General features: G+C 62.6%; 18 protein-coding genes, 3 pseudogenes and 1 other annotated feature. Of the genes and pseudogenes, 9 read left to right on the forward strand and 12 right to left on the reverse strand.

Annotated features, from left to right (window positions below; translation table 11 throughout):
* Positions 1–45 precede the first annotated feature (45 nt).
* The 3 genes and pseudogenes from N825_RS34395 to N825_RS34405 form a co-directional block, all read left to right on the forward strand.
* Positions 46–690: an IS5 family transposase gene (locus tag N825_RS34395; RefSeq protein ID WP_051514120.1), complete on the forward strand. Its 645-nt coding sequence runs from the start codon at positions 46–48 to the stop codon at positions 688–690.
* Entirely contained in the window at positions 683–1,426 is a 744-nt protein-coding gene (locus N825_RS34400; RefSeq protein ID WP_037461667.1) for an IS6 family transposase, read from the forward strand. The genes N825_RS34395 and N825_RS34400 overlap by 8 nt, the downstream gene beginning before the upstream one ends.
* Before the next feature lie 70 nt (positions 1,427–1,496).
* A pseudogene (locus N825_RS34405) lies at positions 1,497–1,775 on the forward strand (DDE-type integrase/transposase/recombinase); the annotation flags it as partial.
* A 687-nt stretch (positions 1,776–2,462) separates the two neighbouring features.
* Here the strand turns inward: N825_RS34405 and N825_RS34415 are convergent.
* Both N825_RS34415 and N825_RS34420 read right to left on the reverse strand, forming a co-directional pair.
* Positions 2,463–2,912: a hypothetical protein gene (locus N825_RS34415; RefSeq protein ID WP_037461672.1), complete on the reverse strand. Its 450-nt coding sequence runs from the start codon at positions 2,910–2,912 to the stop codon at positions 2,463–2,465.
* A 157-nt stretch (positions 2,913–3,069) separates the two neighbouring features.
* The gene (locus N825_RS34420; RefSeq protein WP_211098445.1) at positions 3,070–3,963 is read right to left on the reverse strand and encodes an alpha/beta fold hydrolase; all 894 of its coding nucleotides are present in this window, start codon (positions 3,961–3,963) and stop codon (positions 3,070–3,072) included.
* Between the two features lie 816 nt (positions 3,964–4,779).
* Between N825_RS34420 and N825_RS41105 the strand changes: the two genes are divergently transcribed.
* A complete protein-coding gene (locus N825_RS41105) occupies positions 4,780–5,145 on the forward strand; it encodes a helix-turn-helix domain-containing protein (protein WP_425423769.1) in 366 nt (121 codons plus the stop codon).
* Here the strand turns inward: N825_RS41105 and N825_RS34425 are convergent.
* Positions 5,121–5,582: pseudogene (locus N825_RS34425) on the reverse strand (transposase); the annotation flags it as partial. The gene N825_RS41105 and the pseudogene N825_RS34425 sit on opposite strands and share 25 nt — an antisense overlap.
* A gap of 52 nt (positions 5,583–5,634) precedes the next feature.
* Positions 5,635–6,093, reverse strand: a complete 459-nt coding sequence (locus N825_RS34430) for a transposase (protein ID WP_037461674.1) — start codon at positions 6,091–6,093, stop codon at positions 5,635–5,637.
* 102 nt (positions 6,094–6,195) lie between these two features.
* Between N825_RS34430 and N825_RS34435 the strand changes: the two genes are divergently transcribed.
* Positions 6,196–6,531 (forward strand): hypothetical protein, encoded by a 336-nt coding sequence (locus N825_RS34435; protein WP_051514133.1) that lies wholly within the window; start codon positions 6,196–6,198, stop codon positions 6,529–6,531.
* A 186-nt stretch (positions 6,532–6,717) separates the two neighbouring features.
* Here N825_RS34435 and N825_RS34440 read toward each other — a convergent pair whose 3' ends face one another.
* From N825_RS34440 to N825_RS34470, 7 genes are all read right to left on the reverse strand, one after another.
* Positions 6,718–7,470, reverse strand: coding sequence for an SDR family oxidoreductase (locus N825_RS34440; RefSeq protein ID WP_037461679.1), 753 nt, complete (start codon positions 7,468–7,470; stop codon positions 6,718–6,720).
* Between the two features lie 699 nt (positions 7,471–8,169).
* The gene (locus N825_RS34445) at positions 8,170–8,700 is read right to left on the reverse strand and encodes a VOC family protein (protein ID WP_037461716.1); all 531 of its coding nucleotides are present in this window, start codon (positions 8,698–8,700) and stop codon (positions 8,170–8,172) included.
* Between the two features lie 101 nt (positions 8,701–8,801).
* Positions 8,802–9,680 (reverse strand): alpha/beta fold hydrolase, encoded by an 879-nt coding sequence (locus tag N825_RS34450; protein WP_245613326.1) that lies wholly within the window; start codon positions 9,678–9,680, stop codon positions 8,802–8,804.
* Positions 9,681–9,700: 20 nt separating this feature from the next.
* Positions 9,701–10,525, reverse strand: coding sequence for an oxidoreductase (locus N825_RS34455; protein WP_037461684.1), 825 nt, complete (start codon positions 10,523–10,525; stop codon positions 9,701–9,703).
* Positions 10,525–11,421 (reverse strand): NAD(P)-dependent oxidoreductase, encoded by an 897-nt coding sequence (locus N825_RS34460; protein ID WP_037461687.1) that lies wholly within the window; start codon positions 11,419–11,421, stop codon positions 10,525–10,527. The genes N825_RS34455 and N825_RS34460 overlap by 1 nt, the downstream gene beginning before the upstream one ends.
* A 3-nt stretch (positions 11,422–11,424) precedes the next feature.
* Positions 11,425–12,927 (reverse strand): MFS transporter, encoded by a 1,503-nt coding sequence (locus N825_RS34465; protein WP_157619750.1) that lies wholly within the window; start codon positions 12,925–12,927, stop codon positions 11,425–11,427.
* A gap of 77 nt (positions 12,928–13,004) precedes the next feature.
* Positions 13,005–13,307 carry an EthD family reductase gene (locus tag N825_RS34470; RefSeq protein ID WP_245613327.1) on the reverse strand — a complete coding sequence of 101 codons (303 nt, stop codon included), beginning with the start codon at positions 13,305–13,307 and terminating at the stop codon, positions 13,005–13,007.
* Between the two features lie 252 nt (positions 13,308–13,559).
* On the opposite strand from N825_RS34470, the gene N825_RS34475 reads away from it, so the two are divergent.
* From N825_RS34475 to N825_RS34495, 4 genes and pseudogenes are all read left to right on the forward strand, one after another.
* Positions 13,560–14,420 carry a LysR family transcriptional regulator gene (locus N825_RS34475; RefSeq protein WP_037461689.1) on the forward strand — a complete coding sequence of 287 codons (861 nt, stop codon included), beginning with the start codon at positions 13,560–13,562 and terminating at the stop codon, positions 14,418–14,420.
* Positions 14,421–14,647: 227 nt separating this feature from the next.
* Positions 14,648–15,911 (forward strand): annotated as a pseudogene (locus N825_RS38415) (IS3 family transposase).
* Positions 14,933–15,047 (forward strand) — a sequence feature (AL1L pseudoknot). Its footprint overlaps the pseudogene before it by 115 nt.
* 412 nt (positions 15,912–16,323) lie before the next feature.
* On the forward strand, positions 16,324–16,911 hold the full coding sequence (locus N825_RS34490; RefSeq protein ID WP_037461696.1) for a TetR/AcrR family transcriptional regulator: 588 nt from the start codon (positions 16,324–16,326) through the stop codon (positions 16,909–16,911).
* A 475-nt stretch (positions 16,912–17,386) separates the two neighbouring features.
* On the forward strand, positions 17,387–17,971 hold the full coding sequence (locus N825_RS34495) for a DUF308 domain-containing protein (RefSeq protein ID WP_037461698.1): 585 nt from the start codon (positions 17,387–17,389) through the stop codon (positions 17,969–17,971).
* Between the two features lie 24 nt (positions 17,972–17,995).
* On the opposite strand, the gene N825_RS34500 is transcribed toward N825_RS34495, so the two are convergent.
* A complete protein-coding gene (locus N825_RS34500) occupies positions 17,996–18,634 on the reverse strand; it encodes a TetR/AcrR family transcriptional regulator (protein WP_037461701.1) in 639 nt (212 codons plus the stop codon).
* Positions 18,635–18,710 lie beyond the last annotated feature (76 nt).

Consider the following 18,710-nt stretch of genomic DNA (forward strand, 5'->3'; position numbering starts at 1 on the left):
TAACTCACCAAGAGGACTTGAATCCCGGCCCGCAATAAGAGAACGGTGCCCATCGGGCAGCTGTGCGACATCCCATTCGGCACGCTGTACACGCTGTTCGCCCGCTGGACCCGGCTCGGCCTTTGGTGTCGCCTGCTCGATCGGCTGCGTCGGACTTGGCGGCTGGCCTGCGGTGATGTGGCCGAGCCAAGCGCTGTCGTCATCGACAGCCGATCATGTAGGTCGGCACCGAGCTGCTTCGAGCGCGGCTTCGATGGCGGCAAGAAGATCAACGGCGTCAAGGTTCACCTGGGCGTCGATAAGTACGGCATCCCGTTGGCGGTTGACGTCTCTCCGGCCAATACCCACGACACCAAAGGCATCGTTCCGGTGCTCCGTGAACTCTCCGGCAAAGGGTTCCGTGGATCCGCGCTGGGCGATCTCGGCTACCGAGGCAAGCGCCTGGCCAAGGCCGGGCAGAAACTTGGCATCACTGTCAAGGCAATCGCCCGTGGCCGCGAAGGAAAGTTCCTCCCAACTGGGATTTGTTGGGTGGTGGAGCGTTCCTTTTCCTGGATCGCTAATTACCGGCGGTTGAATACCATCTTCGACAGGACCAAGGAGCACCTTGTCGCTTTCATCGAGATCGCCTTCGTTTCCATCCTCGCCAGACGCCTCGAGCGTCTCGTCGCCAGTGAGATCAGTGCCTGATGTCTACGAACAGCCTCTCAATGAGCGGACCGGCTCGGTGCTGAACCGGTTCCAACTGCCAACCGATGTCGTTTTTCTGATCGTGCTGTGGAGGCTGCGGATGAAACTCAGCCTGCGGGACCTGACGGAGATCCTGCTGCTGCGCGGCCTGGTGTTCAGCCATGAAGCGATCCGCGACTGGGAAGCCAAGTTGGCGCCGCTGCTCACCGATGCTCTGCGCCAGCGCCGTCGGGGCAAGGCCGGCCGCAGTTGGTATACTGACGAGACATACATCAAGGTAGGTGGCCGGTGGCAGTATCTGTACCGGACGATCGACCGCGACGGCAACCTGGTCGATGTCTACCTGAGCGAAACCCGCGATCAGAAAGCTGCCGAGGCGCTCTTCCGCTCGGCCGTGGCGGTCATCGGAACCACCCCCGACAAGGTCACCACGGACAAGCACGCCAGCTACCCGCCGGCCCTCGACGAGGTCTTCTGCGATGACGTCGAACATCGCACTTCCAAGTACTTAAACAACCATCTGGAACAAGATCACCGAGGGGTGAAAGGACGCTACCAGCCGATGCGAGGCTTCCAGACGCACACCAGCGCCGCCCGCATCTGCCGGGCCCACGATGAAGTGCGCGACTTCTTTCGACCAGCCACCCGGCGCAAGGAGCACGTGACCGCGGCTCGTCGACGGGTGATCTATGTCCAGAGGGTCGCAGCTCTCCGCGATATGCTCGCCGTCGCCTGACGACGACACCGCTCATCAGAGCTGATCTATGCCTCCGCTCAGGATCTGGCGCGAGACCTGACGGAACCGCGCGGCGAAACGGGAGATCATGCCTGGGGTCGAACACCGCCAACACAAGGGCCTCAACAACCGGGCCGAGAACTCCCATCAGCCAACGCGACGATGCGAACGACAGATGAAGCGGTTCAAGTCGGCCGGCCAAGTTCAGCGTTTCGTCTCGATCCACAACCCCATCGCCAATCTCTTCCATCTCCGCCGAGACCACGTCACTGCCAGCCAGTACCGCGCCGCTCGCGCTCAGGCTTTCGAGGACTGGGCCGAGGTCACCGGCGTCCGTTTGGCCGCCTAATCACCGACCAGGGATGCGCCCACGCCCGCAAGCTACCCCTACCGCGGTCGGACGCCGATCAAGTTGACGGTGCCCTACCGGCCGATGCGGGGCTTTCAAACACACACCAGCGCCTTCCGCTTCTGCCGGGCCCACGACGAAGTCCGCGACTTCCTCCGACCAGGCACTCGGCGCAAGGAGCACGTGCCCACGGCCCGGCGACGGGCGATCCATGTCCAGAGAGTCGCCGCCCTCCGCGATATGCTCGCTGTCGCCTGACAAAGGCGCTGGAAAGACTGGTCCTCCCAGTTCAGGCGGCAATCGAGACACATCTGGATCGTGGACCTCACGCCGTTGTCGATGCACTTGACCGGCATCAGGAAGCCAGCCCGCCGGCACATTTCACACTCCCGGATCCGTCGGTTCACCATCATCGCCACCATGGGATATCGACTTCCAGCGGGATGGCATCAGCATCATCCAGGGGCATGTCGGGCGGTTCCTCGTCACGGAGCTGGGGGAAGTGGCCTTTGGTTATGGCCCAAAGTTCAAACCGGGGTCAAGAAAGCGCACGACCTCACGATGATTGGGAAAATCCGGAATCCTCCCAGATCAACACGCGCCTCCGGCCGACCTGACCGACAACGGCGACAGTCATGGCGGTCACCAAGTTCGACGGAATGACAGCCCCACTCCACCTGTTCCCGGTCATTCGACCTCGCCACGACCGCAACCGCCGGTGCGACCATGCCTGATCAGCCATTCGATCTGGCACTTGTGTTCGATGCCGACATCGCGCGGCAACGCGTTGTCGAGTTCTTTCAGGGATGATGTCAGCCGAGTGATCCCGCGCTCGCGACGCCAGTCGGACCACAGCTTCGTGATGAGCGCCTCAGCCTTGGCGCCCCAACTCACGGAGCGGGGGAGATCCACGGTACGCCGTGATCCCCAATACTCGATCTGGTGAGCATTGGTGGCATGGAAGGACGCGCTGTACAAACCGAAACCTTCGACGATGAAGGCCAAGCGTGACGGCTTGGGGTCGGCGTCGCCACGACGTGTCGGGCCCACGTTGGTTTGATCGTGACCATTGGCGGGTTCACTGCTTCGTTTGGGGACACCATCATCGATAATGTCTTGGAACCGCGTGTTCGGCATTTGTCATGATCCTCTTCGCTACGGGAAGGGACATCGTGCCGGCCTCTCGTTACGAGGTGATCACAACCCGAAGCGACGTCGTTACAGCCGTAGTTCCGCCAACCCTGGCCGCCAGCCCTGGCCGCCGGCTCTCATTCACCTCGAAGCGGCATCCCGGTCAATTCCGGCCGGCGCGGCCCGCCCGCGAACAGGCCTCGAGAAATCGCCCGACAATGGCGTTGAACTCGTCCGCCGCGTGCCAGAACGGCGCATGGCCGACGCCCTCGAGGACATGACATTTCCCTTCCCAGAGATTGCCGTATCCGACACCGCTGATGTAGTCGAGTTTGATTAATGGATCGGTGCCGCCGTTGATGACCGCGATCGGGACCGGGCTTCCCTCGACAGCCGCGCGCTGATCCACCCCCGCGCCCGCCCGCGCCGCCTCGAACAACCGCTCGCGGCATCGCCCATCGGATCGTCTCATCGCCTCCCGAAGGAAGGGCTCGACCGGTTCGCCAAACATCGCGCGCGCGAACAGGTCGATGTCGGTGGCGGACAGATCCCGACGGGCGGCCAGCCCCGCGTGGGGAGGACGCGCGAACCCGTCGGCCATGCCTCCGCGCCTGACAGGGGGTGTGCCCGTGAGGATGAGCCCTGTCATTCCGTCGAATCGCCCGAGCATCTCGATCGCGATATGCCCACCAAGCGACCATCCGAGCAACGCGGCCTCGGAGATCTTGAGTTTCGCCAGCATCTCGACGATCGCGTCGGCGAGTCCTGGTCTCGTGTAGGTGCGTTCAGGTTGAGCGGCATCGGAAGATTTGCCATGACCCGGCAGATCGAAGGTGATCAGCCGATAATTTCCACCCAGTTCGCTTTCAGTTTGACGGGCGAAGACTTCCCGGCAAGACGAATTCCCATGAATCAGCACGAGAACGGGCGCATCCCGTTCATTGTCCTCAACGACAATATCGCCATGTGATGTAGTCATCCCACGGATACAACGCGGTCTTTTCATTCGGATCATCCAGGGTTGGTTTCGCGACAAGGCGTCCAGCTTCCACATCATCTCCAGTCCGCCGTGAAGCCGGTGTTGGACCGTGTCGGAGCCAAGTTACGAGGACGCTTCAAACCTGGGACAATCGTGTTTCAGTTGAAACATGGGAGGTCGCCATCCGGAAAACATGGCGGCACCCCACACGATGATTGGGAAAATCCGGATTCCTCCCAGCCAACACGCGCCTCTGGCCGACCTTGCCGACAGCGGCGTGGCATGACCGATCCATGTCCTCGCTGGCCGCCATTCGCATGGGGAAACCGGGCCGCGCGGCGACCTGGATGATTCCGGTCCCGATCAGCGGACTCCCGAACCACCGGTCGCCGACGGGACGCCGCCATCGGAATCCCCGGTTCCGCGACGGATGGATCGGACCCATCCATGGGGCTCGACGACGCGCCTTACCTGGTGATCCGTGACGGACCGGTGGGGTTCCCGGCCATCGCCGCGTGGGCTGGGTCAACGCATAATAAGCCGAGATCTTGCGCGGGATCTCGGGTCCATCCCCGCTCCCGCGGGGTCAATCCCCACTCATGGCTCTTCTTCCTAGATCCATGGGGTCCATCCCCGCTCCCGCGAGGTCAACGCCGACCCTTGCCGGATCGCGCATTACGATCATGGTCCATCCCCGCTCCCGCAGGGTCAACGCGCGGCGACGTCGCGGTCCATGCTGACCTGATGGGTCCATCCCCGCATGAGCGGGGTTGTGCATCGGCGTGGAAAAGTAGGCCGGTTTCTGGGGTGATCGGCGTCCAAAACCCGACCACCTCGTGATCTGGCAGACTTCTACCCTGGATTGGACGTCAGGGTGGTCATGCGAGGATGCTGATGGTGGAGACGATTGCACGTGTTCGACGGGAGCACGCGAAGGGCAAGAGCGTTGGGGCAATCGCCCGGTCGCTGAAGTTGTCGCGGGAGACGGTGAGCAAGTACCTGCGCTCGGGAGAGACTGCGCCCCGGTACGAGCGGCAGGTTCAGCCCTATCCGCAGCTGGCGGTATTTCAGAAAGATCTGGAGCGGCTGGTAGAGGAGAACGACCGCCAACCGGTGCGTGACCGGCTCGACTATCTGGGGTTCTTCAAGCGATTGCAGGCTGCTTGTCAACCGACGTCAGGATGGGGTCCATCCGCATTCCCAGTGCAGCGGTATCGGGCTGGAGCACCACCACTTCAAGCGGCTTCGAGAACACGGTGACGTAGCAGATCGAATTTGGCCCGACCGGACATGGTTCGCTTGATCGTCTTCATGTAGCTGATCTGCCCCTCCACCGAACCGGTACTCCACGACAGCGACAGGGCTGCCCGTATCGCGGCGAGGTCGCGAACAAGGCCATCGGCGAACCCGGCCAGTGCAGTGTCTTTCGCTGCTGCCACCCAGGAGTCCAGCCGCTCCGCCTGTTGGTATCGCACCATGGCATTGAACGCGCGTGCCAGTTCGATAATCCGGCCAAGTTCCGACGACGTGGTACTCAAGGCTTCGACAAACCGCCGCTCGGTGGCGTCGATTTTTTCGGTATCAGCCACCACGAGCCATGCGGCCCGGCGTTTCGATGGCATCTTCCACGCCCTCTCGAATGGACCTGTTCCGGGTGATGACGGGTCAGCATCCCGGAGGCGTCTGACCCAGCGCCGCTCTGGTGCATAGAGGCCGACGAGCACGGATTATTCCCTGGCTCGTTGATCATCAGGCGGTGAGAACGGATTCGGGGCGTCCGAGGTCGAACATCCGGTTGAGAACGTCGACGGCGATCCGGGGTTCGACGTCCTGCGACGGTCGGCCATGGGAGCGCAAGGTGTCGCCGACGATGCGCTTGTATCGACTCATCGTTCCCTCCACCCCAGCCCTCGCATTGTAGCCCGAGGTTCGCTGCCAGCCCATACGACCCCGCTCGGCGATGACCTGGATGTGCCGATCGCGCTGGGTCGGATCGGTTTCGGCCGACGGACCGAGAACGGCCGTGGCGCGCGGCGGCACGATAACCACGGCCTCTGGAGAGTGTTCGGCCACATCATCGTAAACCCGATCCTGGTCGTAGGCACCGTCGGCGATGACCGCGGCGAGCGGCTCGTCGATCTGGTCGAGCAAGGGGCCGAGTTCGGCGGCATCGTCGACCTCCTTGCTGGTCAGGGTCGAGGCGACGATCGTGCCGGTCTCTCGATGACGCCTCGCAGGTCGAACCCCCGCTCGACCAGATCACCGAGCCGGTGGAGGTTTTTCCCAGGCGGCGGCTACGACAAAACCGGGGTGTACACCGCCCTGAACGAACGCCATCCGGACGCGAAGGTGATCGTTCCACCCCGCGCCGGTGCCGTGCTCAGCTCCACGGCGGACACCAAGCCCAGCCAGCGCGATCGGCACATCCAGGTCATCGCCGAGCGGGGTCGTATGGGCTGGCAGCGAACCTCGGGCTACAATGCGAGGGCTGGGGTGGAGGGAACGATGAGTCGATACAAGCGCATCATCGGTGACACCTTGCGCTCCCATGGCCAGCCGTCGCAGGATGTCGAACCCCGGATCGCCATCGATGTTCTCAACCGGATGTTCGACCTCGGACGCCCCGAATCCGTCCGCATCGCCTGATGATCAACGAGCCAGGGAATAATCCGTGCTCGTCGGCCTCCATGCACCAGAGCGACTCACCCCCCTCTAATTCAAGGCGAAGCGCGACAGGGCTGGCGTCTAACGTTTCCGGTTTTGCCTAGACGCTCTACTGAATTTGCCGTGAGTGCAGGGCACGAGGAGGCCGGTCGCCCCTCGGGCGGTAACTCAGGCGCTTATGCCGCCATCGACAAGAATGCCCGATCCAGTAACATAGGCGGCGCCAGACCCGGCGAGGAAGGCGACGGCCTCGGCGACCTCCCGGGTCTTACCGTAACGCGCAATAGACAGGCTCGGGAGGATAGAAGGCGCGAGAGGGCCGTCGGCGGGGTTCATGTCGGTGTCGATTGGGCCGGGGCGGACCAGATTGACGGTAATGTCACGAGGGCCTAGTTCGCGGGCGAGACCACGGGTGAAGCTCTCCATCGCGGATTTGGTAGCCGCATAGACTGCTATACCAGCGAACGGGACAGACAGACCCGCATTGCTGCCGATAGTGATGACGCGGCCGCCATCCGGAATGTATTTCAATGCAACCTGGGTGGTTACGAAAACGCCGCGCACATTGACGTTCAGCTGCAGGTCGATCTCCTCCAGCGACTGCGCGGAAAAGGCACCCGCGATGAGGACGCCAGCGTTGTTGACCAGGATGTCAAGGCCGCCGAGGTCGGCGACGGTCTGTTCGACCGCTGTCTTCGCGGCTTCAGGGCTGGCAGCATCGGCTTGGATGGCGACGGCCTTGCGGCCCAAGGCACGAATCTCAGCGGCGAGAGCTTCAGCCTTTTCAGCCGACTTCTCATAGGTGATGGCGACGTCGGCGCCGTCCTCGGCCAGCTTCAGCGCGATGGCCGCGCCGATGCCTCGCGCTGCGCCGGTAACAAGCGCGCGCTTACCCGCGAGACGAAGAGAGGGAATGTTCATGGTAGTATTCCTGTGTTGAATTGTTTCTAGATCGCTCAGCAAAGAAATGATTATCTGCCGGTGATGTAGACACGCTTGGCACCTTCAACGATGAGAGCTTCAGCAATGGAGACGCCGATCTCGGTTAATCCCCAGGTTACGACCGACACGTGGCTCAACAACTTCGTAGCCATTTTTCGTTTCCTTTCAAGGTAGAAGGACAGTTGGAGTTGCAAGGTGCGGCAAGACAGCGCCGCAGATTGGCCATCCAGTGAAATCGGTGGGGGTCGTGGCGCCCGATAATCTGAATTAGCAGACGCCAGCAGGGTTTTGAGGCAATCCGGCGAGGCTGCCCCCACCAGCTTCGCCGGATTGCCTGCAGATTTCCGCTGTGGATGACGCGCAGATTTTGGGGCCTGTTACACCGGAAGCGTCGAGAGATTGGGGATGCCAGCCGATCAGAGGCATTCCGGAGCAAAGTTGGACATCGGCTTTGAAGAGCCGGCTGAAGCCGATACCCCCAATCTCTCGACGCTCCCCCTGAACTTCATCTTCCGGATATGATGGTGCCGGGTCTAACTGTGTTTGTGTGGCATGCGGGACGATCAGGCCATCAGGTTACGGGCAGGATCGCCGTTCTACAGGACGGGCCCCGTTCCGCCAATACGCTCACCCCGCCTCCGTGCACCAACACCATGCGGATCCCTTTTCGCGCTCTGCTCAGTCCTCGTCCTGCCACCTGCGAAGATCAGTCTGGTCATGATAGGCCATGCGGTCCGGCGTGGTGATGAATTCCATCGTCATGCCCCAGGGCATGCGGCAGTAGCAGACCTTGTTTCCAGGACCTTTTTCGCTTGCATAGGGAATAGCGCGCGGCGCGGTGAGGGGGGTGCCTCCGGCCTTCTCGAAGCGCTCAACCGAGGCGTCGATGTCGTTGGTGTAGAGAGCGAAGTGCGTGATGCCGAAGTCGCTCGCGCGGATCGGCTGGGCTTGCTCGGGGCCGTGCATTTCGAAGAGCTCGATATCGGGTCCTGTTCCGATCTTGACCATCGCCTGCGCACGCACGACCGTTCCAGGGAAAGCGCCGACGGCCCGCTCGAAATCGGGTCCCTGCCGCGGTGGATCCTGCGGTCCGAAGGATTGGTAGATCACCTGGCCGCCAAAGGCTTCCACTAGGAACGATTTTGCGGCTTCGATGTCGGGCACCGTGATGCCGATATGATTGACGCCGCGAATGACGGGTGCGGTCATGACAGTCTCCTTGTTTTTGTCGATCCAGCGCGACCGCGTCCGGCGCAATTCGCCTGCGGTGTCGCGATCCGCCCGGCCCGCGACGGCGCGGGCGCGAAGTTTCAATTGGCCTTGAGGTAATCGATCAGGGCGGCCGCGACTTCATTGGGCCGCTCATCCGCGACATAGTGGCCGCACCGCGCGATCGGTCCACCCGTCACATTACTGGCAAACTCTTTGAGCATCGGCACCATCCGCGCACCAAACCGCTGGTCCCCACCCAGACCAAGCACCGGTATCTCGAGGGGATGCTTCTTGTACTCAAGAGCAGCCGCGTGATCGGCGGCGAGGGTGCGGTACCATTCCATGCCGCCACGAGTGCGGCCAGGAAGAGCCATCGCCTTCGCGTAGATCTCGATGTCCGCCGGATTGAAGGTGCCGTGATCGTGGAACCGATCTGCCATGAAGGTCGAAACATAGTCATATTCACGGCCATGGATCAGGCGCTCGGGTAGATCCCGGTTCATATGGAAGCTGAAGTGCCAGAGCCTAGTGGTCGTCGCCTCCCATCCGGTCCAGCCGGGAAGCGGAACGTCAAGGACCGCCAGGTGGGTAACAGCCTCCCGATAGAGGGCGGCCTGCGGCAACGCCACCATTCCGCCGATGTCATGTCCGCACACGGCGTAGCGTTCATGCCCTAGGGCGATCATGACCTTGTGCGCGTCGCGCGCCATCGTCGCCTTGTCATAGCCGTCGAGCGGGCAGTCGGAAAATCCCGCGCCGCGCAGATCCATGGCCACCACGCTGAAGTGCTCGGCCAGCAGCGGCATCACATGGTGCCATTCCCACCAAGTTTCCGGCCAGCCGTGAAGTAACAGGATCGGAGGGCCCGAGCCCCCCGTGACGGCGTTGATCTTGATGCCATTCACCGGCACCAGCTGCTGGGTAAACCCCTTCAAAGTTGCGATCATGATCGCGTTCCAATCGATGTTGACGTTCAAACAGAGCTCGCGGCCAGCGCTCAGGGCTGGTCGAAATCGGTGGCGATCGTGATGTCGCGCCAGGCGTCGATATCGCTGCGGAAGGCTGCCAGCTTTCGCTCGGCGATCGCATGCGCGATCGGGCCGAGCGGCAGATGAAGCGGGGCGTCATCGGCGTCGACTGCCCGCAGGATCACCGCGATCGCCTTGTCGGGATCGCCCGCCTGATTGCCGTTGTTGGTTTCGCGATAGTGCTTGCGAGAGCTCACGGCGTATTCCGGCATCTCATTGGCCGCCATCATGATCGAACGGCCAAGGAAATCGGTGCGAAACGGACCAGGCTCGACGATCAGCACGCGGATGCCGAACGGCTTCAGCTCGCCGGCGAGCGCTTCGGAAATCCCTTCCACGGCGAACTTGGCGGCGTTGTAATAACCTCCGCCGGCGCCACCCGCGATACCCGCGCCGGACGACATGTTGACGATCGTTCCGCCCGAACGTCGCAGGACGGGCAGGGCGGCTCTGGTGATTTCGATCAGACCGAAGACGTTCACCTCGAACATCGGCCGATATTCCTCGGGCGTGCCTTCCTCGATCGCGCCGAACAGTCCGTGGCCGGCATTGTTCACGAGCACGTCAAACCCGCCGAATGTCTCGACCGCCTTTGCGACCGCGGTCTTGGTTGCCGCCGCATCCGTCACGTCGAGCGGCAAGGTGATCATGCGACCGCCGAAAGGCTCAGCCATTTCTCCGATCGTTTTGACATCGCGGGCCGTCGCGATGACCTGATCGCCGCGCTGTGCCGCGGCGAGCGCGAGCCGCTGGCCGAAGCCGCTCGAGCAGCCTGTGATGAGCCAAGTCTTCATTACTTCTTCTCCGAGTTGTTTTCGGACGACGCCACGCTGTCGCCGCCGCGAACCGTCATATCGGCCATGACCGACCAGTCCTTCTCCCCGAAGCCCGCCGAGACAGCTTTGCTGAGCCCCTCGCGGACAGCTTCAAGCATCGGGAGCGTGCGTCCGATCTCGTTGCTGACGTCAGTCGCCAGGCGCATGTCCTTGAGCGCGAGCTTGGCTTTGAAACCGGGCTCGAATGTTCGTTCCGCGATCTGCGCGCTGTAGCTCTCATAGGCGCGGCCCGAGAACAGGGTGCCCAGGATGAGTTCGAAGAAATCCGCACGGTCGAGGCCGACGCTCTCGGTCAGCACGACACCTTCAGCCATCGCCTCGATAGCCATGGCGATCATCATGTTGCAGGCGAGCTTCGCCGCATTCGCCCGAGCGGGGTACTTCCCCAACTTCCAGACCTTTTTGCTGAGGTGAGCGAGCAGGGGCTGGATCGCGGCAACCGCATCGGCCTTCCCGGCCGCCAGGATGTTAAGCTGGCCGCTCGCCGCTAAGTTCGGTCGCCCGAGAACCGGTGCGGACACATAGCCAAGGCCCGCCTCTTCGTGCAGCAGCGCCAGTTCCCGCGCGAAAGCGACCGAGATCGTCGACGTGACAACATGGGTCAGCCCTGGTCGCGCGCTTGCGAGCAGGCCGCCATCAAGGATCACCTCCCGGATGGCAGGGTCGTCGGACAGCATCGTGAGGACCGCGTCAGCCTGGAACGCATCCGCCGCGAGTTCGACAAGCGTCACCCCGGGGACGCTATCCTGGGCGACCTTGCTCCGGTTCCAGGCCCGGACATCATGGCCTGCCTTCACCAGGTTCAAGGCCATTGCCGAGCCCATACTGCCGAGACCGATAAATCCGATACGCATATTCTATCTTCTGTTGTTCGGATGAGAGCTGTGCGCGGGATCGGACGCAGGCTGCCGGGCGATCGTCAGGCCGAGACCAGCGCCGATGAGTTGGCTGGTGGCGATGACGAGGAGAGCCACAACGAAGGCGTGAGCGAGTTGGCCAGCATCTGCGCGCTCCCCGCTGAGCGCATGGAAGACACCGCCGATCACGGCGACGCTGAGTGCCACGCTCACCTGCAGGGTGGAACTGGTCACCCCCGCGATCATCCCTGAAAAGTCCGGTGGTACGCGGCCGATGACCATGTGCATCAGGCCGGGGGTCGCAAGCCCTTGACCAAACCCGGTCAGGAAAAGGAGGACGACGAGCCACGGATGATCGGGCAGCACACCTGGCGTCATGGCCCCGATCAGCCAGGCGATGCCGTAGAGACCTATCGCTTCCAGACTCATGCCCAGGGGCGTGACGAAGGACCCCAACAGGCGCCGGAACGCCGGCGAGATGAGCGGGCCAAGCAGGTAGCCCAGGCCATAGGGTAGGAAGACGAGGCCCGCATCCAGCGCGCTCGTGTGTACGGCCTGCTGCAGATAGACCGAGAACAGCAGGAAGAACGTCGAGATCGTGTAGAACAGCAACGCTACGGTCAGTCCGCGGGCCAACCCGGGCGCACCCAAGGCTCTGGGGTCCAGCAGCGGAAAACCGCCCGCACGCGCGAGCGTCCCTTGGTGGCGCCAGAAGGCGCCTGCCAGGGTAGGGACGACGGCCAGCGACAGCCACGCCCATAGGGGCCAACCCGCCTCCCGGCCTTCGATCAGCGGGACGATCAGAGCCGCCAGGGTCACCATCGAAAGCGCGGTGCCGACCAGATCGAGATTGCGCGGATCACGGGCGCGCGTTGCGCGTAGCAGCGGGATGGCAAAGGCGATGACCAGGAACGCCACCGGCAGGTTGACGAGAAAGATTGCTCGCCATCCCAGTCCGAAGACATCCAAGGAGATCAGGACACCGCCCAAGGCCTGACCGACGACGGACGCCAGACCGAACACGGCGCCATAGAGGCTGAGCGCGAGGTGCTTCTCCTTCTCCGAGAATATCGCCTGGACCGAAGCGAGGGCCTGCGGCGCCATCACGGCGGCCGTCAAACCCTGGAGCGCCCGCCCGGATACGAGCGCCCATGGCGACCAGGCGAGGCCACAGAGCATGGACGCCAAAGCGAAACCGAGCAGGCCGACGACGAACATTCGCTCTCGACCAAAGAGATCGCCGAGCCGCCCGCCCGTGATCAGGGTGACGGCATAGAGTGCCGCATAAGAGGAAATGACCAGCTGCTCGGCTGACGAAGACGCTCCCAGATCCTGCTGGATGGAAGGGAGAGCGACATTGACGATGAAGAAGTCGAGCGGCGGTAGGAAGGCACCGACCAGCAGCACGGCAAACATCGCCCAGCGCCGAGGGTGGAGGGCTGCGACGTCCGGCTCGGTCAGGAGACCAGTCAAAGCTGGCGAAGGTGGGTTGCTGGAACTCATGGCTTTCAACTTCAATGGCGGGGCGCAGACCTGGAGAGATCAGCGGCCCCCGAAATCGACAGGCACCGATGCGCCGCTCAGAGAGGCTTCACGATGCCGCGTTGCGGTTTGACGGCGGTGACGATGTCGACGTCAGCCATGACCTGGACGGTCTCCGGCGAATTGAGCGCCGCTTCCATGGCGGCCTCGTCGCGGAAGTTGACGACGCCAACCGCGATTAGCCCAGCGCCATCACCTTGCGGAAAGAACCCGCCGGCGCTGACCAGCCCATAAGGTCCCCAGCTTTCCCGCACGAGCGGGAAGTGCACGTTGATCCAATGGTTCCGGTCGAACGGTGTTTGCTCATCACCCGCATAGGTCACCAGCATCGTGATCATCATCAAAGTCCTCATTTGCGGGCATCGGAGCGGGCCGCCGCGTTCCGCGACCGCTCCGGAAAACCTCTCCGCCCAGTCCGGACGCGCATCCCTTCGATTCCACAGCCAGGGTCAACCCAAGTGGGCGCCCTCATGGGTCGGGGAAATCCAAAGGAGGACGCACCTCCAGACGATTGCGGGAATCTAGGTGCTTAGATTTGTTCTTTAACTGACATAACTGTATTTTCGGCGTTCAGTTTTGTGTGGGTGGGCGCGATGGAATGGAGTGACGTCAGAATCTTTCTCGCGATCGCGCGGTCCGGCACGCTCGGCGGCGCCGCGCGTTCTCTTCAGACAAGCCATCCGACGGTTGGCAGGCGCCTTCGCGCACTTGAGCAGGCGATCGGTCACACGCTTTTCCAGCGCACGGCGGACGGTCTTGTCCTAACCGAGGAGGGCCATGGGATCATCGCGCTGGCCGAGCAAATGGAAGAAGGCGCGCTGGCCATGGAGCGCCGGCTTGCGGGGCAGGAGCAGAATCTCAAAGGCAGTCTGCGCATTTCATCCGCGGACTGGTTCGGTGCCTATGTCCTGCCTCCGATCCTGGCGGATTTCTCGAAAGCCTATCCCAATGTGGACGTCGAAATCCTGACCGGCACACGCCTGTTCAACCTCGCCCAGCGGGAGGCCGACGTCGCTTTTCGTATCGTTCCGTTCGACACTGCCGATGTCGTTCAGCGGCGGCTATTCAGGCTCGAATACAACGTCTACATCGCCGAGGAGGCGCCTGATCCCGAATATGGCGACGGGACCGGTTTCCGGCTGATCACCCATGACACATCCACGGGCCATTTCCCCGACATCGAGTGGCTCATCGAGAGTTTCCCCAACGCAAGGCCGGTCCTGCGATCGAACAACCGCAACGTCCAGGGGCGCATGTGCAGGCAAGGCGTAGGCATCGCCGTCCTGCCCGGTGTGGTGGGCAATCAGATCCCGGGTATCCGCAGACTGGAATTGCCGACGCCGCCGCCAGCGCGAGACATCTGGATGGGATACCATCGGGATCTACGGCGTCTTCAGCGTCTTCGTGCGTTCATCTCGACCGTATCGGACCATCTCGTGAACGCGACCGCATGATGAGTGGCCCGGAGATGATTCAAGGTTGCCCGAGAAACTCCAAGATCGCCGCAGTCATATCGGGCGGGCACTCCTCAGGGATTCAATGCTCGGTTGTCTTGAATTCGATAATAGTCGCATACCGTGCGTAGCGATCAAGGAAGCACTTGAAAAACGGTGTGCTGATCCTGCTGATGAACCGCGTCGGGTTTACCGGAGGCCCCGTTTCTTGAGGAACTGGGGTCATCATGACGAAACAAGCATCACCGGAGTTTGCCCCCGAAATTCTCGAACGCGCGGTGCGGATGGTGTTCGAACACGAGGGGATCACGCCTCGCAATCGGCGGCGATCAGCCCGATCGCGGCGAAGATCGGCTGCACGGCGGAGACGCTGCGGGGCTGGGTCCCGCAGGCCAAGCGTGATGAGGGCAAGCGGCCGGGCCCGACGACGGACGAGCGGGAGCGGATCGAGGCGCTGGAGCGTGAGGTCCGGGAGTTGCGCCAGGCGAACAAGATCCTTCGCAAGGCGTCGCCGCAGTTCGCCCAGGCGGAGCTCGACCGCCCGTTCAGGAAATGATCGCCTTCATCGACGAGCAGCGCACCGTCCACGAGGTCCAGCCGATCCGCGAGGTTCTGCCGATCGTCCCGTCGACCTACCGCGCCCATGCCGCCCGGCGGACTGACCCGTCCAAGGCGCCGGCCCGCTCGCGCAGCGATGCGGAGCTCAGCGAACCTATCCGGCGGATCCGGGACGAGAATTTCCAGGTCCACGGGGTCCGGAAGGTCTGGCGACAGTCGCAGCGGGAAGGCATTGGCGTGGCGCGCTGTAGGGTGGCCCGGCTGATGCGGCGCATGGTTCTGAAGGGGGTGGCACGCGGCAAGGCGGCGGTATGGACGATGGTCAGCGACCGGGCGGCACCGTGCCCAGCGGACCGGGTGAACCGGCAGTTCAAGGCGCCCCTCCCAACGCCCTGTGGGTGGCGGATTTCACGTTTGTGGCGACTTGGCAGGGCTTTGTTTACGTCGCCTTCGTCATCGACGCCCTTGCCCGGCGGATCGTCGGCTGACGGGTTTCGCGCACAGCCCACGCGGGCTTCGTCCTGAACGCCCTGGAACAGGCGCTCCACGACCGCCGGCTCGCCAAAGGCAGCGTTCTCGTTCATCATTCCGACCGCTTGAGTCCGCCCAATATGTTGCCATCAAGTATACCGAGCGTCTCACTGATGCTGGCGTCGAGCCCTCCGTGGGCAGCGTTGGCGACTCCTATGGAGCTCTAGCTAACGCCGGGGGCGATACAACGTCTTGGCCGAGACGATCAACGGTCTCTACAAGACCGAGGTGATCGAGCGCCGCAGACCGTGGCGCACCCTGTAAGCCGTCGGGTTCGCCACCCTGGAATGGGTGGACTGGTTCAATCACCGGCGCCTGCTCGAACCTATCGGCAATATCCCGCCCGCTGAGGCTGAAGTGCGCTACTATGCTCGAACCGAGGGCATCGCCATGGCGACGTGACCTAACCAGATCGGCCTTCGAAAATACCGGCGCGGTTCAGTTCGGGCAGCCCCGCCAAGGGGGCCGGATCGTGCCACGGCCAGAAAGATCCGGATGTCGTCCCAGTCCATGACGTCGACCTAAGGTTGCAAATGTGCGACGTTTAAAATTCTCATCTCCAAGGGGTTGAGTTCGCCCGTTTCGTCGATGCCATGCTATGCTACCCGGCCCCACATCGATGGTGGAGAACCAATGCCGTGCGGCTTGACGCAAACGGAAGCCGAGAACGAGCGACAGTCCGTTCAGGCCCATGGATCAGTGGCAATCATCCGGGCAGGCGGCATCGGCGATGAAAGAGGGGCTCCAGCAGACGCAAGTTAATCGCGCCCTATCCCCGCTTGACACCCTACCTACTAGACGGTAGATATGAGGCATGACAAACCTTTCAACTACTGCCGACGATATCCTGAACTGCACCCGCCGCTTGATCGCCTCCGGCGGCTACAACGGTTTCAGCTATGCCGACATCTCCGACGTCGTCGGCATTCGCAAGGCCAGCATCCACCACCATTTCCCGACCAAGGCGGACCTCGTCCGGGAGCTCGTCTCCTGGCATCGAGGCCAAGCTGAGGCCGGGCTTGTCGAACTCACGAACCTCCGTCCCGACCCGCTCGACCAGCTTCGTGCCTACGCGGACCACTGGGCAGCCTGCGTCGCGGACCCGACGATGAGCTTCTGCATCTGCGCTCTCCTCGCGAGCGAGATGCCCGTGCTCCCGCCCGAGGTCGTGACGGAGGTGAAGGCATATTTCCGCAGCCTGTCGGCTTGGCTCACGGGCGTCATGGAGCGGGGGGTGGAGGAAGGGAAACTCGTGCTCTCCAACACGCCGGAGACCGAGGCCGAGGCGTTCATGGCTTTGGTTCATGGCGCGATGCTCTCAGCCCGCGCTTATGGTAACCCATTGGTATTCCGAACCGTCACACAGCCCCTCCTTGAAAGGCTCACGGCGGTCCGCCGCTGAGACTTGGCGGCCGCAGCGTTCCGCCACCAAGTTCGCCTTCTCCGGGCTTGATTCTCCCAAGCGATGATTCGGCCCTTGCATGGTCGGCGCACCATGCAAGGGCATCTTCACGGCGCCGTATCCTACCTTTCAGTAGGTAGATAGGAGAGACCATGTTTCAGAAGATCGTTTCAGCCGCGCTTGTCGCGCTGCCCCTCGTCGCGGGCGTCAGTGCAACCGCCATCGCGGATAGCGCCAAGGGCGGAAGACATCCGGGTGCACGGTACCATCGTCGACTTCGGCGGCAAGACGTTGAGCGTGAAGACGCGCGACGGGCAGACCGTCGACCTAGCGCTCGGCTAGGGATGGATTTCGTAGAGCGTCGCCAAGGGGGCGCTCTACGACATCAAGCCTGGTGACTATGTCGGTATCGCCTCGCTCCCGAAGAAACCACTTGTCCAGCAAACCTACCATCTAGTTGGTAAAGGAGATTGATATGACCAGCATCGACACGAACATCGGCGACGGCACGTGGCTAAAGGCCTACTACTTCACCCGGGCAGCCTTCTCGGTGGCATGGGTCGCGTTGGCGTTCACCCTGGCCGAGGACATGCCCGGCATCGTCGCGGCGATGCTCATCCTCTATCCTGCCTGGGATGCAGCTGCCAACTTCGTGGATGCGCGTTGCAATGGCGGCCTGGGGTCGAACCCGACCCAGGCGCTGAACGTCCTCGTCAGTACGGTGACGACAATCGCGGTCGTGATCACGCTTGGGATGAGTATGAATGCGGTGCTGGCTGTCTTTGGCGTCTGGGCCGCACTGTCGGGCGGCTTCCAGTTCGGTACGGGCATTCGACGCTGGAAGCGTCATGGCGCGCAGTGGGCGATGATCCTCAGCGGCGCGCAGTCGATGCTCGCGGGAGTCCTGTTTCTTGGACGGTCCCAGACGACAGTGATCCCGCAGGTCACGGATATCGCGCCCTATGCCGCCTTCGGTGCCTTCTACTTTCTCGTTTCCGCCATGTGGCTGACGGTCTCAGACTGGCGGCGGCATGCCGCTTCACGAGCGGAACCTGTCTGAAGCGGTCTGACGGCTACCCAGGCCTCACGGCACACCTCCATCCGCAAGAATCGTCAGCAACTCCGTTCGCTCGTCGGTGCCGACGAAGGCGAGGAGGGCCAGAGCCGCGGCCGCACGTGCCCGGCGGCGGAGGACATCGTCATCGTATTCTCCCGCTGTCCAAAACGAGAGGGCGCCCCTGAAGGTGACGGCAAGCTGATCAGGAAGTATCGCGAGAGCCAGCTCCCGCGTGGCGCCCTTCAACCCTTCGCCGACCCCGAGCGCTGTAGCCCAGAGAGCGCCTGAATGGGACAAGACATCGCCAGGCGCCTCGCTAGGTGCACCGATCGCGCCCATCACGATGCGGTTCACGGATGGCGCCTCCAGCATAACCGAGATGGCGACATCGACCGCGGCAAGGACACGGGCCACCGCGGTTCCACTGGGCAGAGCCTCAACCAACAGCTCCTGCATGGCGTCGATCCGGCGTTGGGATAGCGCCAGCATGATCGCACCCTTGCTGCCGAACTGGTTGAATGGCGTGGCGAAGCTCAGCTCCGCCTCGGTCGCGAGGTCGCGCATCGAGAAGGCGGCGTTGCCCCGAGCAAGCAGTCGCTCCGCCGCGTCGAGCACACGCTCGCGAGTCGATGGCTTCCGGGATGAAGCGATCTTGTCATCAGCCATACGTTTTTATATCTTGATATAGTATCGAACTCCAAAGGAAACCATCATGTCAGCTTCCAAAACGTTTCTCATCACC

The sequence above is a fragment of the Skermanella stibiiresistens SB22 genome (genome assembly GCF_000576635.1).
GTDB classification, from domain to species: Bacteria; Pseudomonadota; Alphaproteobacteria; order Azospirillales; family Azospirillaceae; genus Skermanella; species Skermanella stibiiresistens.

What these genes read in the sequence shown, in the direction of transcription:
- N825_RS34415 (WP_037461672.1), bottom strand. Translation starts at nt 2,912, where the DNA reads ATGCCGAACACGCGGTTCCAAGACATTATCGATGATGGTGTCCCCAAA.
- N825_RS34420 (WP_211098445.1), bottom strand. Translation starts at nt 3,963, where the DNA reads ATGATGTGGAAGCTGGACGCCTTGTCGCGAAACCAACCCTGGATGATC.
- N825_RS41105 (WP_425423769.1), top strand. Translation starts at nt 4,780, where the DNA reads ATGGTGGAGACGATTGCACGTGTTCGACGGGAGCACGCGAAGGGCAAG.
- N825_RS34440 (WP_037461679.1), bottom strand. Translation starts at nt 7,470, where the DNA reads ATGAACATTCCCTCTCTTCGTCTCGCGGGTAAGCGCGCGCTTGTTACC.
- N825_RS34445 (WP_037461716.1), bottom strand. Translation starts at nt 8,700, where the DNA reads ATGACCGCACCCGTCATTCGCGGCGTCAATCATATCGGCATCACGGTG.
- N825_RS34455 (WP_037461684.1), bottom strand. Translation starts at nt 10,525, where the DNA reads ATGAAGACTTGGCTCATCACAGGCTGCTCGAGCGGCTTCGGCCAGCGG.
- N825_RS34460 (WP_037461687.1), bottom strand. Translation starts at nt 11,421, where the DNA reads ATGCGTATCGGATTTATCGGTCTCGGCAGTATGGGCTCGGCAATGGCC.
- N825_RS34465 (WP_157619750.1), bottom strand. Translation starts at nt 12,927, where the DNA reads ATGAGTTCCAGCAACCCACCTTCGCCAGCTTTGACTGGTCTCCTGACC.
- N825_RS34470 (WP_245613327.1), bottom strand. Translation starts at nt 13,307, where the DNA reads ATGATGATCACGATGCTGGTGACCTATGCGGGTGATGAGCAAACACCG.
- N825_RS34475 (WP_037461689.1), top strand. Translation starts at nt 13,560, where the DNA reads ATGGAATGGAGTGACGTCAGAATCTTTCTCGCGATCGCGCGGTCCGGC.
- N825_RS34490 (WP_037461696.1), top strand. Translation starts at nt 16,324, where the DNA reads ATGACAAACCTTTCAACTACTGCCGACGATATCCTGAACTGCACCCGC.
- N825_RS34495 (WP_037461698.1), top strand. Translation starts at nt 17,387, where the DNA reads ATGACCAGCATCGACACGAACATCGGCGACGGCACGTGGCTAAAGGCC.
- N825_RS34500 (WP_037461701.1), bottom strand. Translation starts at nt 18,634, where the DNA reads ATGGCTGATGACAAGATCGCTTCATCCCGGAAGCCATCGACTCGCGAG.